Genomic DNA, 16,604 nt, shown 5'->3' on the forward strand with positions numbered 1-16,604 from the left:
CATGCAGTCCATCAGTATTCTTGGTTCTACCGGCTCCATCGGCGTGTCTACGCTGGATGTGGTGGCGCGCCATCCTGACCGTTATCGCGTCTATGCCCTGAGCGCCTACTCGCGCGTAGCCGAGCTGGCGCAGCAGTGTGCGCAGTTCCGCCCGCAGGTGGCCGTGGTGGGGACGGCTGCCGCCGCTGCCGAGCTGCAGTCCCTGCTGGCTGCGCGCGCAATCAAGACCGAGGTGGCGTACGGCCCGCAGGCGCTGTGCGACATTGCTTCAGCCGATGGCTGCGACATGGTCATGGCGGCCATCGTCGGCGCCGCCGGCCTGGCCTCGACGCTGGCGGCCGCCCGCGCCGGCAAGAAGATCCTGCTGGCCAACAAGGAAGCCTTGGTCATTTCCGGCCAGTTGCTGATGGATGCCGTGGCTGCCCATGGCGCTAGCCTCTTGCCGATCGACAGCGAGCACAATGCCATCTTCCAGTGCCTGCCGCCGGGCTATACGCGCTCCATGCCCGCCCACGGCGTCGAGAAGATCCTCTTGACCGCGTCTGGCGGCCCCTTCCTGACGCGCGATGTATGCACCCTTGATACCGTCACGGTGGAAGAGGCGGTGGCCCATCCCAAATGGGTGATGGGGCGCAAGATTTCGGTGGATTCTGCCACCATGATGAACAAGGGCCTGGAAGTGATCGAGGCGCACTGGCTCTTCGGTGCGCCGGCCGACAAGATCGAGGTGGTGATCCATCCGCAGAGCGTGATCCATTCCATGGTGTCCTATGCGGATGGTTCCGTGCTGGCACAGCTGGGCAACCCCGATATGCGCACGCCCATTGCCAACGCACTGGCCTATCCGGAGCGCATCGCCTCTGGTGTGGCGCCGCTGGATCTGGCGCAGATTGCGCAATTGTCCTTCAGCCAACCGGATTTCCAACGCTTTCCCTGCCTGAAACTGGCGTATGATGCCCTGCGTGCTGGCGGTACCCTGGCGGCCATCCTCAATGCCGCCAATGAAGTCGCCGTGCAGGCCTTCCTGGATCGCCGTATCGGCTTCGGGAAGATTGCTCCCCTGATTGACGAGGTCATGTCCGCCATCCCCAACCGGCAAGCCGATGAGATCGATGCGCTGCTGGAGCAGGACCGGCAGGCGCGTTCTCATGCCGAACACCTGATTTCACGATGACGCTGCTGCATACCCTGATCGCTTTCTTCGTCGCCCTCGGCACTCTGGTGGTGGTGCATGAACTGGGTCATTACCTGGTGGCGCGCTGGTGCGGAGTCAAGGTATTGCGTTTCTCGGTGGGCATGGGCCGGGTGATCTGGTCGCGCCGCTTCGGCCGCGACCAGACCGAGTGGGCCTTGTCCATCCTGCCCTTGGGCGGCTACGTGAAGATGCTCGATGCCCGCGAGCAAGACCTGCAAGACATCTCCGAGGCTGATCTCAAGCGCGAATTCACCCGCCAGTCGGTCTGGCGGCGCATCGCCATCGTGGCCGCCGGCCCCATCGCCAACTTCCTGCTGGCGATCCTGCTCTTCGCCGGGCTCTACATGCATGGCGTGCCGGAACCTGTGCCCGTGCTGCGCGCAGCGGCCACTCAGAGTGTCGCCTACCAGTCCGGCCTGCGCGCCGGTGATCGCATCACTGCCATCAATGGCGCGCCGGTTCATGTCTGGTCCGAGGTGCGCTGGAAGCTCATGCAACTGGTGCTGGAAAAGGCCGATGCCCGGCTCGACGTGGAGCGCCCCAATCCCAATGGCAGTGGCAAGCTGCTCAATACGGTCAGCTTGCCTTTGGGCAGCATCGCCGCCGATGACCTGGAGGGAGACTTCCTGGCCAAGCTGGGTCTGTCGCTGGCGCGTCCGCCTGCGGTGCTGGGCAAGATCATGGACGGACCCGCCAAGGCCGCCGGCCTGCAGACGGGCGACCGCATCACGGCCATCGATGGCGCCCCGGTCCAGGACGGCCTGGCTTTCGTCGAAACGGTGCGCGAATCGGCGGGCAAGCCGCTGACGCTGGAAGCTGTGCGCGGCAACGAGCCCTTCACCGTGCGGGTAATGCCTGACAGCGTGGAAGAGGAGGGCAGCGGCAAGCGTATCGGTCGCATCAAGGTCGAAGTGCCGCTGGCACCGGAAATGGCCACCGTGAGCGACGACCCCTTCACCGCGCTGGCCAAGGGCGTCCGTCGCACCTGGGATACCAGCGTGATGAGCATCAAGATGATCGGCAAGATGGTGATCGGCCAGGTCTCGCTGAAGAACATCACCGGCCCCATCACCATTGCAGACTATGCTGGACAGACCGCCCGGGTAGGCTTGGTCAGCTATTTGAGCTTCCTGGCCTTCATCAGTATCAGCCTCGGGGTGATGAATCTCTTGCCAATCCCGGTTTTAGATGGCGGTCATTTGCTGTATTATGCGCTGGAGATTTTGACAGGGCGGCCCGTTTCCGAGCGGTTTGGGGAAATCGCGCAGCGTGCCGGCCTGGGAATCCTGATGGCGCTGATGCTCGTTGCCGCATTCAACGATATCGTGCGACTGATGTTCCAAGGATGAATCCGGCCTGAAAAAGACCGGATTTTTTATATTTGCCGGCCTATCCCCGAAGGCAGTTGTTAAGCAATTGGCAATGGATCGCGAATCCGTTCTCAATTTCTTACCAGCATCTTGTCGGGCACAGCCACGGCAAAAATACTGTTGATGAACGATAGATGAAATTACACCCTGCGCAACATCCCATCCCGACCTTTTCCCGTCGCCTGATCGCAGCCGCCGCCTTTGCCCTGTGCTCCAGCCAGGCCATGGCGGTCACGCCTTTCGTGGTCAAGGATATCCGCGTCGAAGGCATCCAGCGTACCGAGGCCGGCACCGTCTTCAGCTACCTGCCGGTGCGCGTGGGTGATACCTTCACCGATGAGAAGGGCACTGCGGCCATCAAGGCGCTGTATGCCACCGGCTTCTTCCGTGACGTGCGCATCGAGTCCGAGGGCGACGTGCTGGTGGTGCAGGTGGTGGAGCGTCCAGCTATCGCCAGCGTCGATTTCTCCGGCATCAAGGAATTCGACAAGGAACAGCTGACCAAGGCGTTGAAGGAAATCGGCGTGGCCGAGTCGCGTATCTTCGACCGCTCGCAGGTTGACCGCGCCGAGCAGGAATTGAAGCGCCAGTACCTCTCGCGTGGCCTGTATGGCGCCAAGGTCTCCACCACCGTCACGCCGGTGGAGCGCAACCGCGTGGCCATCACCTTCTCGGTGGACGAAGGCGATGTGTCGCGGATCAAGCAGATCAACTTCGTGGGCAACAAGGTCTTCTCCGACAGCACGCTGCGCGACCAGATCAAGCTGACCACCCCGGGCTGGTTCACCTGGTACACCAAGGCTGACCAGTATTCGAAGGAAAAGCTGCAGGGCGACATCGAGACCCTGCGTTCCTACTACCTGGATCGCGGCTACCTGGAAATGCAGGTCGAATCGACCCAGGTGTCGATCACGCCCGACAAGAAAGACATCTACATCACCGTCAACATCAAGGAAGGCGAGAAGTACACCGTCTCCGGCGTCAAGCTGGAGGGCGAGATGTTCGGCATGGAGCCGGAACTGGCCAAGCTGGTGCAGTTGAAGGCGGGCGACGTCTATTCCGGCGCCAAGCTCACCGACAGCACCAAGAAGATCGGCGAGCGCCTGGGCAATTTCGGCTACGCCTTTGCCAACGTCAACGCCAACCCCAATGTCGATCGCGAGAAGAAGGAAGTCGCCTTCACCATCATGATCGATCCGGGCAAGCGCGTGTATGTCCGTCACATCAACATTGCCGGCAATACCAAGACCCGCGACGAGGTGATCCGCCGCGAATTCCGCCAGTTCGAGGATTCCTGGTATGACGGCGAGAAGATCAAGCTCTCGCGCGACCGCGTCGACCGTCTGGGCTACTTCAAGGAAGTCACGCTGGACACGCCGGAAGTGCCAGGCACCAGCGACCAGGTGGACGTGAACATGAAGGTCGAGGAAAAGCCGACCGGCAACATCATGCTCGGCGCCGGCTTCTCGCAATCGGACAAGCTCAGCCTGACCGGCTCGATCTCGCAGGAAAACGCCTTCGGCAGCGGCAATACGGTGGGCATCGACATCAATACCAGCTCGCGCTACCGCACGGTCTCGGTGTCGACCACCAACCCTTACTTCACCGATGACGGCATCAGCCGCACCTATGAAGTCTATCTGCGCACGGTGCGCCCGTCGGTCTACGCCACCGGTGACTACCGCGTCAAGACCCTGGGCGGCAGCATCAAGTTCGGCGTGCCGTTCTCGGAACTGGATCGCGTCTTCTTCGGCGTGGGTCTGGAAAACACCGACGTCAGCACCGATACCACCAGCCCGACGCTGTATCGCCAGTACGTGCGTGACTTCGGCGGCGCCGGCGTGGCGGGTTGCGATGTGACCAACACCAGCAACAATTGCGGCATCGGCAGCGCCCGGACCACCAGCATCCCGCTGACGGTGGCGTGGCAGCGCGACGGTCGCGACAGCGCCCTGGTCCCGACGACCGGCCGCTACCAGCGCGCCAACCTGGAAGTCTCCTACCTGGGTACGCTGAAGTATTATCGCGCCAGCTACCAGCACCAGTATTTCCAGCCGTTCTTCAGCAAGGCCGTGACGCTGGCCCTCAATGGCGAAGTGGACTATGGCCGCGGTATCGGCAGCAAGCCCTATCCGGTGTTCAAGAACTACTATGCCGGCGGTATCGGCACCGTGCGCGGCTACGAAGCCTCGTCACTGGGTAGCCTCAAGGACCAATACGGCGACTCCATGGGCGGCGCCTCTCGTCTGTACGGCAACGTGGAGTTACAATTCCCGTTCCCCGGCTCCGGCCAGGACCGCACGTTGCGCTGGTTCACCTTCTTCGATGGCGGCAACGTCTTCGCCGATGGCCAGAACATCAAGCTCAACGACCTGCGTTATTCCGCGGGTGTGGGTATCAGCTGGGTGTCGCCGATCGGCCCGCTCAAGCTCAGCTTCGGCAAGCCATTGAACCTGAAGACTGGCGACAAGTCTCAAACCTTCCAGTTCCAACTGGGTACCGGCTTCTAAAGCGGTCATCATTGATTCGTAATACGGAGAGTAATCTTGAAGTTCATGACCAAATCGTTCCTGTCCCTGCAGACCGTCGTGATGGCTGCTTGCCTGTTTAGCCTTGCCCCTGCCCACGCGCAGGAAAGCTCGAAAATCGCCTTCGTCAGCACCGAGCGTATCTTCCGCGAAGCCGCCCCGGCCAAGGCCGCACAGTCCAAGCTGGAAGCCGAGTTCGCCAAGCGTGACCGCGACCTGCAAGACATGGCCGCGCGCCTGAAGACCCAGTCCGACAAGCTCGACAAGGACGCTGCCGTGCTGTCGGATTCGGATCGCGCCAAGCGTCAACGTGACCTGTCGGACCTGGACAAGGAATTCCAGCGCAAGCAGCGCGAGTTCCGTGAAGACCTGAACCAGCGCCGCAACGAAGAACTGGCCGTGGTGCTGGAGCGTACCAACAAGGTGATCCGTCAGATCGCCGAAGCCGAGAAGTACGACATCGTCTTCCAGGAAGCGGTCTACGCCAGCAAGCGTATCGACATCACCGACAAGGTGCTCAAGGAACTGGCCAAGTAAGTCCGTCCTGACCATGCGGGCGCGAGGCGGCAACGCCTTGGCGCCCGCATGTCGCTTGAGGGCCGCCGGATTGTCCGTCAGGGCAGTGCAGGCGGCTTCGTTTCAGACGCAACGCAACTCATTCGGAAAGCCAAGATGACTATTCGGCTGCAGCAATTGGTCGAGCGCCTGGGCGGGGAGCTGAAGGGCGATGCACAGATCGCCGTCCAGGGCATCGCACCGCTGGATGCGGCGGGTTCCAGTCACATCACCTTCCTCTCCAACCCCAAGTTTCGCGCCCAGGCCGACCAGACCCAGGCGGCGGCGCTGATCCTCTCCGAGGCCGATGACGCCCAGGTGCAGGCCTACGCCGGCGCACGCATCGTCACCCGCAACCCCTACGCCTATTTCGCCCGCGCAGCGCAACTGTTCCAGGCGATGGCCGAGGTGGTGCCGCCTGCGGGCATCCACGCCAGCGCGGTGGTCGATCCCAGCGCCAGCGTGGCGGCGGACGCCGTGATCGGCCCGATGGTGGTGATCGAGGCAGGCGCCGTCATCGGCGCCCGTGCGCGCATCGATGCAGGCAGCTTCATTGGCCGCCACGCCAAGGTGGGTGAGGATACGCATTTCCATGCCCGCGTGACCTTGCATCATGCCTGCGAGATCGGTGCACGCGGCATCGTCCACTCCGGCGCCGTGATCGGGGCCGATGGCTTCGGGTTCGCCAACGAGGCCGGGCAGTGGATCAAGATTCCGCAAGTTGGCCGCGTGATGATCGGTGATGACGTCGAAATCGGCGCCAATACCACCGTCGACCGTGGCGCCCTGGCCGATACCGTGATCGAAGAGGGTGTCAAGCTCGACAACCAGATCCAGATCGCCCACAACTGCCACATCGGCGCGCATACCGCCATTGCCGCCTGTGCCGGCATCGCTGGCAGCGCCAAGATCGGCAAGTATTGCTCCATCGGTGGTGCCGCCATGATCCATGGCCATATCACCATCGTGGACAAGGTCCACGTCTCGGCGGGCACGCTGGCCCTGCGCTCCATCCTTGAGCCGGGTCAATACACCGGCTTCTACCCCATCACCGAACACCGTGACTGGGAAAAATCGGCGGCATTAGTGCGCAATCTGGGCACGATGCGTGAGAAAATCCGGGCGTTGGAAAAATCGCTCAAAACGTTGACACAAGAACAAGCAGGCCAAGCCCCGCTTTCAGAGAATCAAGAAGAGAATGAATAGCCTCGACATCAATCAAATCAAACAGTACCTGCCGCACCGTTACCCGCTGCTGCTGGTGGACCGCGTGCTGAACTGGGAGAGTGGCAAGACCATCACCGCCATCAAGAATGTGACCGTCAATGAAGAGTTCTTCAATGGTCACTTCCCGCACAAGCCGGTCATGCCCGGCGTGCTGATGATCGAGGCACTGGCCCAGACCGCCGCGCTGCTGTCCTTCCTGACCGAAGGCCGCAAGCCTGATGAAAACACCGTGGTCTACTTCGTCGGCATCGACAATGCGCGCTTCAAGCGGCCCGTCGAGCCGGGCGACCAGCTGAAGATGGACGTGGAGATCACCCGCCGTGCGCGTGGCATCTGGAAGTACCGCGCCGTGGCCACCGTGGACGGCCAGGTGGCCGTGGAAGGCGATCTGATGTGCACCATGCGCAGCGCCGCCGACGCCAGCCAGAGCGCCTGATTTCCCGACCGGCCCACGCAGGCTGCAAGGCAGGCCCGGTGGCGACTGGCAAGGTCGCGCCGGGCCTGATTCATTGAAACATCGCATTGTTGCAATTGATGCAATTGGTGCGGTTGGTGCAATCAGTGCCCTCGTTGCAACCCTTGTAGAAGTTGCCATTGTTTCATCCAGCGAACCCTATCGAAGCACAGGCTATGTCCAAGATCCATCCCAGCGCCATCATCGCCCCCGGTGCGCAGATCGACGAATCGGTCGAGATCGGCGCCTACGCCGTCATCGGAGCGGACGTGCGCATCGGTGCGGGCACCCGCATCGGCCCTCATGTCGTCATCGAAGGCCATACCCGCATCGGCCGCGACAACGAGATTTTCCAGTTCGCCTCCATTGGCGCCGCGCCGCAGGACAAGAAGTACGCCGGCGAGCCGACCACCATGGAGATCGGCGACCGCAATACCATCCGCGAATTCGTCACCTTCAACCGCGGCACCGTACAGGACGCCGGCGCCACCCGCATCGGCAACGACAACTGGATCATGGCCTATGTCCACCTGGCGCATGACTGCCAGCTGGGCAACAACATCATCCTGGCCAACAATGCCACCCTGGCCGGCCACGTCCACCTGGGCGACCACGTCTTCCTGGGCGGGTTTACCACCGTGCACCAGTTCTGCCATATCGGCGCGCATGCGATGACCGCCTTTACTGCAGCGGTCAGCCAGGATGTGCCGCCCTTCGTCACAGCGGCGGGCAACCGTGCAGTGCCGGCGGGCATCAATAGCGAAGGACTCAAGCGTCGTGGCTTCAGCAGCGAGCAGATCATGGAGATCAAGCGCGCCTACAAGGTGATCTACCGCGCCGGCCTGCCGCTGGAAGAGGCCAAGCAAGAGCTGGCGCAGATGGAAGCCAGCTCGGCCAATTCGGCGCAGTACATTCGCCTGTTCCGCGAATTCATCGAGGCTTCGGCCCGTGGCATCATCCGCTGACATCACACGCCGCCAGTCCATTGCACTGGTGGCGGGGGAAAGCTCAGGCGACCTGCTGGGCAGCCGCCTGCTGGCCGGCGTGCGCGAACGCCTGCCCGAGGTGCGGCTGCATGGCATCGGCGGCGAGCACATGATGGCCCAAGGCCTCGCCAGCGACTGGCCGATGGACAAGCTGACCGTGCGCGGCCTGTTCGAGGTGATCCCGCGCTACCGCGAGATCAAGGGCATCCAGGAGGCACTGCGCAACAAGCTGCTGGCGGACCGGCCGGATGTCTTCGTGGGCGTCGATTACCCGGGCTTCAATCTGGGGCTGGAAGAACAGCTCAAGAAGGCCGGTATTCCGACCATCCATTTCATCGGTCCGCAGATCTGGGCGTGGCGCGGCTGGCGCATCAAGAAGATCCAGCGGGCGGTGTCGCACATGCTGGTGATCTTCCCCTTCGAGGAAAGCATCTACCGCCAGGCCGGCGTGCCGGTTACCTATGTCGGCCATCCGCTGGCCGAGGTGATTCCGCTGCAGCCCGATACCATGGGAGCACGTCAGCGCCTGGGCCTCAACGGGCCGGGCAGGGTGGTGGCCATCCTGCCGGGCAGTCGCATGAGCGAGCTCAAGCAGAATGGCGAAGGCTTCCTGGCGGCGGCGCGGCTGTTGAAGCAACGCGATGCGCAACTGCAGTTCATCACGCCCATGGCCGGTGACCGGCAGATGGCGGCGTTCCAGGAACAGATTCGCCAGGGTGGTTACGAAGACCTGGACATCAGCGTCATCCGGGGCCAGTCGCACAGCGCCATGGAAGCCTCGGACGCCGTGCTGGTCGCCTCCGGCACGGCCTCGCTGGAGGTGGCGCTGTACAAGAAGCCGATGGTGATCTCCTACAAGGTCAACTGGGCCTCCTACCAGATCATGCGGCACATGGCTTACCAGCCCTGGGTCGGTCTGCCCAATATCCTGGCGCGCGAGTTCCTGGTGCCCGAACTGCTGCAGCACCAGGCCACGCCCGAGGCGCTGGCCGACGCCATGTGGTTCCAGCTGGAAGATCACGCGCACCAGCAGCGTCTGGCGCGGCGCTTTGCCGACATGCATCAGTCCCTGCTGCGTGACACCAGCCGGGAAAGCGCCAATGCGGTATGTGAAGTCATCGGCGCGCGCCGCCGCTGACGCATAAGCAGGATAAGCAAGAAGATCGCCATGGCGATCGGTTCGATAGTTTGATCAAGGAAATACTTATGCCCAAGGCGGCGCCCCAGACCCTGGCTTTGTTTGACGACTACACCGGCGAGATCATCTGCGGGGTCGATGAGGCCGGCCGTGGTCCGCTGGCCGGTCCCGTGTTCGCGGCAGCGGTGATTCTCGATCCGGCCCGACCGGTCAAGGGCCTGCGCGATTCCAAGAAGCTCACCGAAGCCGCCCGCGACAGCCTGGCGCTGGAGATCAAGGCGTCGGCCCTGGCCTGGGCGATCGCGTCCTGCAACGAGCAGGAGATCGATGAACTCAACATCCTGCACGCCAGCATGCTGGCCATGCGGCGCGCCGTGGAGGCGCTCTCGACGCTGCCCACGCTGGCGCTCATCGATGGCAATCGCTGCCCGGTCATGAGCATCCGTTCCGAAGCCATCGTCAAGGGCGACGACAAGGTGCCAGCCATCTCGGCCGCCTCCATCCTGGCCAAGACCGCCCGTGACGCTGCGCTGATGGTCTTGCATGACACTTATCCGCACTATGGCTTCGACCGCCACAAGGGCTATCCGACGCCGCTGCACCTGGAGATGCTGCGCCTGCATGGCGTCTCGCCGGTGCATCGCCGTTCCTATGCGCCGGTCAAGGCCTTGCTGACTGCCCAGCCGGGCCTGGCGGCCTAAGAGAGTGCGCATGAAGCTGATCACCTCCAAAGACAATCCGCTCTTCAAGGAGCTCAAGCAGCTGGCCAGCAGCAGCCAGGCCCGTCGCCGTGCTGGCCAGAGCCTGCTCGACGGCGTGCATCTGGCGCAAGCCTGGCTGCAGCATCGCGGCGCACCACAGTTGTGCGTGGTCGCTGAAAGCGCCCAATATCATCCGGAAGTCGCCCCCATCCTGGCGCAATGCGAAGCCCTGCAGGCCCAGTGCCTGGTGCTGGCCGACAAGCTCTACGACGCCGTCAGTACGGTAGATAACGGCGTGGGCCTGTTCCTGCTGGTGGCCACGCCCGTGGCCAGCGCGCCCAAGGCCCTGACGGAATCGGCGGTGCTGCTCGATGGCTTGCAGGATCCCGGCAATCTCGGCTCCATCCTGCGCAGCGCTGCGGCGGCGGGCGTCAGGCAGGTGTTCTGCTCTCCCGGTACGGCCGCAGCGTGGTCGCCCAAGGTCTTGCGCGCCGGCATGGGGGCGCATTTCGTACTGGATATCTTTGAAGATGCCGACCTGGTGGCGTTGTGCGCGGCCAGCCGCATCCCTTTGCTGGCCACCAGTTCCCATGCGGCCCAGACCATCTACGATTGCGATCTCTCCGGGCCGGTGGCCTGGCTGCTGGGCCATGAGGGACAGGGTGTCTCGGCAGCCTTGCAGGAGGCCGCGACCCAGGAGGTGGTGATCCCGCACCTGGGCCAGATGGAATCGCTCAATGTGGCGGCAGCGGCCGCTGTCTGCCTGTTCGAACAGCTGCGCCAGCGTACTGCTGGTCGTTGAGGCTGCGGACGTGGCTGCCTTTGTCATTGCCGACATGGCCGCGCTGGCGTCCTGCTTGCAGGGACAATGGCAGTTCAGCCGCACCATCTGGGAGGGAGGCGAAGCGCCTCAGGCCAGCGCAAGCGGCGAGATGAGCTTTGCGCCGACCGGTCAGCCCGCGCAGTTGCTCTATCGCGAACGCGGCCAGTTGCACATGCTGTCCAACGGGCAAGGGCGGCCCATCCTTTTCTCTCGCCTGTTTGACTACCGTTTTGGCCAGGACCGGCTCGATGTCCTGTTTGCCGATGGCGAACGGGTAGGGCAACCCTATCAGAGCTATCTGCTGCGAGGGAATAGGCTGGTGCCCGCCGCCGATCATCTGTGCGGCCCTGACTGCTACAACGCTGCGTACACGTTCGACAGTGAAGATGCGTTCAGCATGGAGACCTTCATCAACGGCCCCCGCAAACGCACCCGGGTGCTGACCACCTACCGCCGCTGTGGCGACGGTGACAGCGGCGGAACGGGGCAGACTGGCGTCAGCGCGGCTCGGGCTTGATTTCCTGCAGGATGGTCGCCGCGATTTCCTCGATGGACTTGGCGGTGGAAGACATCCAGCGAATCCCTTCACGCCGCATCATCTTCTCGGCTTCATTGATTTCATAGCGGCAATTTTCCAGCGAAGCGTACTTGCTGCCGGGGCGGCGTTCATTGCGCACCTCGGAGAGGCGCTCGGCGGCGATGGTCAGGCCAAAGATCTTCTTCTTGTGCATCACCAGGCCGCTGGGCAGCTTGTCGCGTTCGAAATCTTCCGGGATCAAGGGGTAGTTGGCGGCCTTGATGCCGAACTGCATGGCCAGATAGAGGCTGGTCGGGGTCTTGCCCGAACGCGAGACGCCCACCAGGATCACGTCGGCTTCCGACAGGTTCTTGTTGGACTGGCCATCATCGTGCGCCAGCGAGAAGTTGATCGCCTCGATGCGGTTGCGGTACTCCTCGGAGTCAGCCGTATTGTGGCTGCGGCCGATGGTGTGGGTGGACTTCATCTCCAGCTCCTGCTCCAGCGGCTCCACGAAGGTCTGGAACAGGTCCATATGCATGGCCTTGGCCTGGCGGATCACCGAAGACAGCTCGGACTTGACCAGGGTGGAGAAGACAATAGGCAGCTTGCCATCGACCTGATAGGCTTCATTGATCTTGCGGGTGGCGTCATGGGCCTTGTCGAGCGTATCGATGAAGGGCAGGCGGACCTGCTTGAAACGCAGCTCGAACTGGCTCAGCACGGAATGCCCGAAGGTCTCGGCAGTGATCCCGGTGCCGTCGGAGACGAAGAATACCGTGCGGTTGGCGGCCAGGACAGGAGAGGGGTGCGGGATCGGCATGGGGTCGAGCATGGTGGAGATTATTGTCTTTTGGAAAAATTGAAAAAAAGTTTGGTGCAACGAACAAAAATGATTTCACGCGGTACAATGCCTAGCAACTTTTCGAGTAGCCCATCCTGATGACCGTCATTCGCCTGCGCAATTTGACCGAGTTCCTGATGATGTTTGCCCTGGCAAACGTCCTCGGTGCCTGCGCGCGTCTGCTGATGTCTCTGGGCACTTCCTCGAAGCCGCACCTGCTGCCGCAACCGTCGCAGAATAACAAAAATAAACCGACCCATGCCGCGCCCGCGAAGATTTCTTATCATCAAGCTAGGGGTAGTCATGTCCAACGCAGCAAACACCCAGGGGGCGGTATACGTAGCCTCCTTTGAAACTCTTCGCATGACGGACGTCGAGTCCGTCGGTGGCAAAAACGCATCGCTGGGGGAAATGATTTCCCAGCTGGCCGGCGCTGGTGTACGCGTGCCGGGCGGTTTTGCCACGACTGCGCAAGCTTTCCGCGATTTCCTGGAGCACAGCGCCGATGGCGGCCCGACCCTGGCCGCCCGTATTGCCAAGCGCCTCGAAGGCCTGGATATCGATGACGTGCGTTCGCTGGCGCAAGCCGGTGCCGAGATCCGTCAATGGATCATCGATACCCCGTTCCAGCCCCGCCTGGACCAGGAGATCCGTGCCTTCTACGATAAGCTGGTGGCCGATTCGACCGCCGAGATGTCCTTCGCCGTGCGCTCTTCCGCGACCGCAGAAGACCTGCCCGACGCATCCTTCGCCGGGCAGCAGGAAACCTTCCTGAACGTGGTCGGCATCGACAACGTGCTCGAAGCGATGAAGCACGTCTTCGCCTCGCTCTACAACGATCGCGCCATCTCCTATCGCGTCCACAAGGGCTTCACCCACGCTGAAGTGGCCCTGTCGGCCGGCGTGCAGCGCATGGTGCGCTCCGACGTCGGTGCGGCTGGCGTGATGTTCACCATCGATACCGAATCCGGCTTCAAGGATGTGGTCTTCATCACCTCCAGCTATGGCCTGGGTGAAACCGTGGTGCAGGGCGCCGTCAACCCGGACGAATACTACGTCCACAAGCCCATGCTGGAACTGGGCAAGCAACCGGTGATCCGCCGCAACCTGGGTTCCAAGCTGATCAAGATGGAATTCACCGGCGAAGCCAAGGCTGGCCGTTCGGTCAAGACCGTGGATGTGCCGGTGGAACTGCGCAACCGTTATTCCCTGACCGACGCCGAAGTGGTGGAACTGGCCAAGTACGCCACCATCATCGAGAAGCACTACCAGCGTCCAATGGACATCGAATGGGGCAAGGACGGCCGCGACGGCAAGCTCTACATCCTGCAGGCTCGTCCGGAAACCGTGAAGTCGCAGCAGAAGGCGACCGACGCCCAGCAACGCTTCAAGCTCAAGAGCTCCGGCACCGTGCTGGCCACCGGTCGCGCCATCGGCCAGAAGATCGGCGCCGGTCCGGTGCGCGTGATCACGGATCCGGCCGAAATGGAACGTGTACAGCCCGGCGACGTGCTGGTGGCCGACATGACCGATCCCAACTGGGAGCCGGTGATGAAGCGCGCCTCGGCCATCGTCACCAACCGTGGCGGTCGTACCTGCCACGCCGCCATCATCGCCCGTGAACTGGGTGTGCCGGCGGTGGTCGGCTGCGGCGACGCCACCGATGTGTTGAAGGATGGCACCCTGGTCACCGTGTCCTGCGCCGAAGGCGACGAAGGCAAGATCTACGACGGCCTGCTGGAAACCGAAGTGACCGAAGTGGCCCGTGGCGAACTGCCCCCGATCCCGCTGAAGGTGATGATGAACGTGGGCAACCCGCAACTGGCGTTCGACTTCCAGTCGATCCCCAACGGCGGTGTCGGCCTGGCGCGTCTGGAATTCATCATCAACAACAACATCGGCGTGCACCCCAAGGCCATCCTGGAATACCCGAACATCGACGCTGACCTGAAAAAGGCCGTCGAATCGGTGGCCCGTGGCCATGCCTCGCCCAAGGCCTTCTACGTTGACAAGCTGGCCGAAGGCATCGCCACCATCGCCGCCGCCTTCTGGCCCAAGCCGGTGATCGTGCGCCTGTCGGACTTCAAGTCCAACGAGTACAAGAAGCTCATCGGCGGTTCGCGCTACGAGCCGGACGAAGAAAACCCGATGCTGGGCTTCCGTGGCGCCGCGCGCTACCTGGCCGAAGACTTTGCCGAAGCCTTCCAGATGGAATGCCAGGCCATGAAGCGCGTGCGGGAAGACATGGGCCTGACCAACGTCGAGGTGATGGTGCCCTTCGTGCGCACCCTGGGCCAGGCCGAGAAGGTCATCGGGCTCCTGGGCAAGTATGGTCTCAAGCGTGGCGAGAACGGCCTGCGCGTCATCATGATGTGCGAAGTGCCTTCCAACGCCATCCTGGCCGAGCAGTTCCTGGAACACTTCGACGGCTTCTCCATCGGTTCCAACGACCTGACCCAGCTGACCCTGGGCCTGGACCGCGATTCCGGCATGGAGCTGCTGGCGGCCGACTTCGACGAGCGCGATCCGGCGCTGCAGGCCTTGTTGTCCAAGGTCATCGCCACTTGCCGCGAAAAGGGCAAGTACGTCGGCATCTGCGGCCAAGGTCCTTCGGACCATCCGGACTTCGCCGAATGGCTGATGGACCAAGGCATCGAGTCGATCTCGCTGAACCCTGACACGGTCATCGACACCTGGCAGCAACTGGCCAAGAAGTGAGGATGAGGTAAGCATTACTCTCATCGAGTAAAACCGTCAAAAGAAGTCGAAGGCGCGGGCAGAAATGTCCGCGCCTTTGTTTTTGCATTCCTCAGCTGCGGTAGACTGATGCCGTTTGCAGCTTACTTCATGGGGAATCAATGATGACGGACTGGGCTATCTGGCTGGTGCTGGCCGGCGGCTTGCTGGGTGCGGAACTCTTCACCGGCACCTTTTACCTGCTCATGATCGCGCTGGGCCTGGCGGCCGGCGCCGTGGCGGCGTGGTGCGGACTGGCGCTGGAATGGCAGTTGCTGGTGGCCGCCGTGGTCGGTGTGGCCGCCGTGCTGGGCTTGCGCAGCAGTCCCTATGGCCGCCTGCGCCAGAGCAATTCCAATGACGATCCCAGTCTCTTGCTGGATATCGGCCAGAGCATCGAGGTCACGGCCTGGCAAGCCCATGGCACGCAATATCTCGCCCGCGTACCGTATCGCGGCGCGCAATGGGACGTCGAACTGCTGCCGGGACATCACGCGCTACCCGGCAGTTACGTCATCCGCGAAATACGCGGCAGCCGCCTGCTGGTGGCGCCGCGCTGATTCGCACTGTCCTTGTCCTTGTTCTCTTCCCCCCTCTCGTTTTCAGGAGAATTCCATGCTGGGTAGCGTTACTCTGGTCATTTTCTTCCTCGCCATCGTCTTCGTCGTGCAGACGGTCAAGGTGGTCCCGCAACAGCATGCCTGGGTGGTGGAACGCCTGGGCAAGTACCACGCCACACTGGCGCCGGGTCTCAACATCGTGGTCCCCTTCATCGACCGCGTGGCCTACAAGCACATCCTCAAGGAAATCCCGCTGGACGTGCCCCCGCAGGTCTGCATCACCAAGGACAATACGCAGTTGCAGGTGGACGGCATCCTCTATTTCCAGATCACCGATCCGATGCGCGCCTCCTACGGTTCTTCCAACTACATCGCCGCCATCACCCAACTGGCCCAGACCACGCTGCGCTCGGTGATCGGCAAGATGGAACTGGACAAGACCTTCGAGGAGCGTGACCACATCAACACCGCCATCGTCAGCGCCATCGACGAGTCGGCCGAGAACTGGGGCGTGAAGGTGCTGCGCTACGAGATCAAGGACCTGACCCCGCCCAAGGAAATCCTGCACGCCATGCAGGCGCAGATCACCGCTGAACGCGAGAAGCGCGCCCTCATCGCCGCCTCCGAAGGCCGCAAGCAGGAACAGATCAATATCGCCACCGGTGAGCGCGAAGCCGCCATTGCCCGCTCGGAGGGTGAGAAGCAGGCCTCCATCAATCGCGCCGAAGGTCAGGCTGCCGCCATCCTCGCCATCGCCGAGGCCAGCGCCGAAGCCATCCGCAAGACCGCTGCCGCGATCCAGCAACCGGGCGGGGAGGACGCGGTCAACCTGAAGGTGGCCGAGCAGTATGTGGACGCATTCGGCAAGCTGGCCAAGGCCAACAACTCCATCATCGTCCCGGCCAATCTCTCGGACATGAGCGGATTGATCGCCTCGGCCCTGCAAGTGGTCAAGCAGCAGAAGTAAGAC

General features: G+C 62.5%; 16 protein-coding genes. 14 read left to right on the top strand and 2 right to left on the bottom strand.

The features are described from left to right. Position 1: 1 nt before the first annotated feature. From ispC to BGK68_RS18510, 11 genes are all read left to right on the top strand, one after another. On the top strand, positions 2–1,174 hold the full coding sequence (gene ispC / locus BGK68_RS18460) for a 1-deoxy-D-xylulose-5-phosphate reductoisomerase (protein ID WP_075258280.1): 1,173 nt from the start codon (positions 2–4) through the stop codon (positions 1,172–1,174). Further along, positions 1,171–2,544 (top strand): RIP metalloprotease RseP, encoded by a 1,374-nt coding sequence (rseP, locus tag BGK68_RS18465; protein WP_075258281.1) that lies wholly within the window; start codon positions 1,171–1,173, stop codon positions 2,542–2,544. Before ispC ends, rseP begins: the two co-directional genes overlap by 4 nt. 155 nt (positions 2,545–2,699) lie before the next feature. After that, positions 2,700–5,075, top strand: a complete 2,376-nt coding sequence (gene bamA, locus BGK68_RS18470) for an outer membrane protein assembly factor BamA (RefSeq protein ID WP_075258282.1) — start codon at positions 2,700–2,702, stop codon at positions 5,073–5,075. Positions 5,076–5,120: 45 nt separating this feature from the next. After that, positions 5,121–5,630, top strand: a complete 510-nt coding sequence (locus tag BGK68_RS18475) for an OmpH family outer membrane protein (protein WP_013234166.1) — start codon at positions 5,121–5,123, stop codon at positions 5,628–5,630. A gap of 135 nt (positions 5,631–5,765) precedes the next feature. Beyond that, positions 5,766–6,854 (top strand): UDP-3-O-(3-hydroxymyristoyl)glucosamine N-acyltransferase, encoded by a 1,089-nt coding sequence (gene lpxD / locus BGK68_RS18480; RefSeq protein WP_075258283.1) that lies wholly within the window; start codon positions 5,766–5,768, stop codon positions 6,852–6,854. Continuing rightward, positions 6,847–7,311, top strand: coding sequence for a 3-hydroxyacyl-ACP dehydratase FabZ (gene fabZ, locus BGK68_RS18485; protein WP_075258284.1), 465 nt, complete (start codon positions 6,847–6,849; stop codon positions 7,309–7,311). The genes lpxD and fabZ overlap by 8 nt, the downstream gene beginning before the upstream one ends. Before the next feature lie 194 nt (positions 7,312–7,505). Then, entirely contained in the window at positions 7,506–8,294 is a 789-nt protein-coding gene (lpxA, locus tag BGK68_RS18490) for an acyl-ACP--UDP-N-acetylglucosamine O-acyltransferase (RefSeq protein WP_075258285.1), read from the top strand. Further along, positions 8,278–9,453 (top strand): lipid-A-disaccharide synthase, encoded by a 1,176-nt coding sequence (gene lpxB / locus BGK68_RS18495; RefSeq protein WP_075258286.1) that lies wholly within the window; start codon positions 8,278–8,280, stop codon positions 9,451–9,453. The genes lpxA and lpxB overlap by 17 nt, the downstream gene beginning before the upstream one ends. A 68-nt stretch (positions 9,454–9,521) precedes the next feature. Continuing rightward, positions 9,522–10,154, top strand: coding sequence for a ribonuclease HII (rnhB, locus tag BGK68_RS18500; protein WP_069373878.1), 633 nt, complete (start codon positions 9,522–9,524; stop codon positions 10,152–10,154). A gap of 10 nt (positions 10,155–10,164) precedes the next feature. After that, positions 10,165–10,956: a TrmH family RNA methyltransferase gene (locus BGK68_RS18505; protein WP_075258287.1), complete on the top strand. Its 792-nt coding sequence runs from the start codon at positions 10,165–10,167 to the stop codon at positions 10,954–10,956. Positions 10,957–10,966: 10 nt separating this feature from the next. Beyond that, entirely contained in the window at positions 10,967–11,494 is a 528-nt protein-coding gene (locus tag BGK68_RS18510; RefSeq protein ID WP_233149343.1) for a DUF6314 family protein, read from the top strand. Here BGK68_RS18510 and ppsR read toward each other — a convergent pair. Both ppsR and BGK68_RS27870 read right to left on the bottom strand, forming a co-directional pair. Then, positions 11,475–12,329 (bottom strand): posphoenolpyruvate synthetase regulatory kinase/phosphorylase PpsR, encoded by an 855-nt coding sequence (ppsR, locus tag BGK68_RS18515; protein WP_041310638.1) that lies wholly within the window; start codon positions 12,327–12,329, stop codon positions 11,475–11,477. The genes BGK68_RS18510 and ppsR overlap by 20 nt on opposite strands. A gap of 8 nt (positions 12,330–12,337) precedes the next feature. Next, positions 12,338–12,643, bottom strand: a complete 306-nt coding sequence (locus BGK68_RS27870; RefSeq protein ID WP_158035479.1) for a hypothetical protein — start codon at positions 12,641–12,643, stop codon at positions 12,338–12,340. 58 nt (positions 12,644–12,701) lie between these two features. Between BGK68_RS27870 and ppsA the strand changes: the two genes are divergently transcribed. The 3 genes from ppsA to BGK68_RS18535 all read left to right on the top strand — a co-directional run bounded on the left by ppsA (position 12,702) and on the right by BGK68_RS18535 (position 16,601). Continuing rightward, the gene (gene ppsA / locus BGK68_RS18525) at positions 12,702–15,056 is read left to right on the top strand and encodes a phosphoenolpyruvate synthase (protein ID WP_233149344.1); all 2,355 of its coding nucleotides are present in this window, start codon (positions 12,702–12,704) and stop codon (positions 15,054–15,056) included. A gap of 143 nt (positions 15,057–15,199) precedes the next feature. After that, on the top strand, positions 15,200–15,634 hold the full coding sequence (locus BGK68_RS18530; RefSeq protein ID WP_075258289.1) for an NfeD family protein: 435 nt from the start codon (positions 15,200–15,202) through the stop codon (positions 15,632–15,634). Between the two features lie 55 nt (positions 15,635–15,689). After that, complete coding sequence (locus tag BGK68_RS18535) at positions 15,690–16,601, top strand: SPFH domain-containing protein (RefSeq protein WP_075258290.1); 912 nt, start codon at positions 15,690–15,692, stop codon at positions 16,599–16,601. Positions 16,602–16,604 lie beyond the last annotated feature (3 nt).

It is taken from the genome of Herbaspirillum camelliae (assembly GCF_001929405.1).
GTDB classification, from domain to species: Bacteria; Pseudomonadota; Gammaproteobacteria; order Burkholderiales; family Burkholderiaceae_D; genus Herbaspirillum; species Herbaspirillum seropedicae.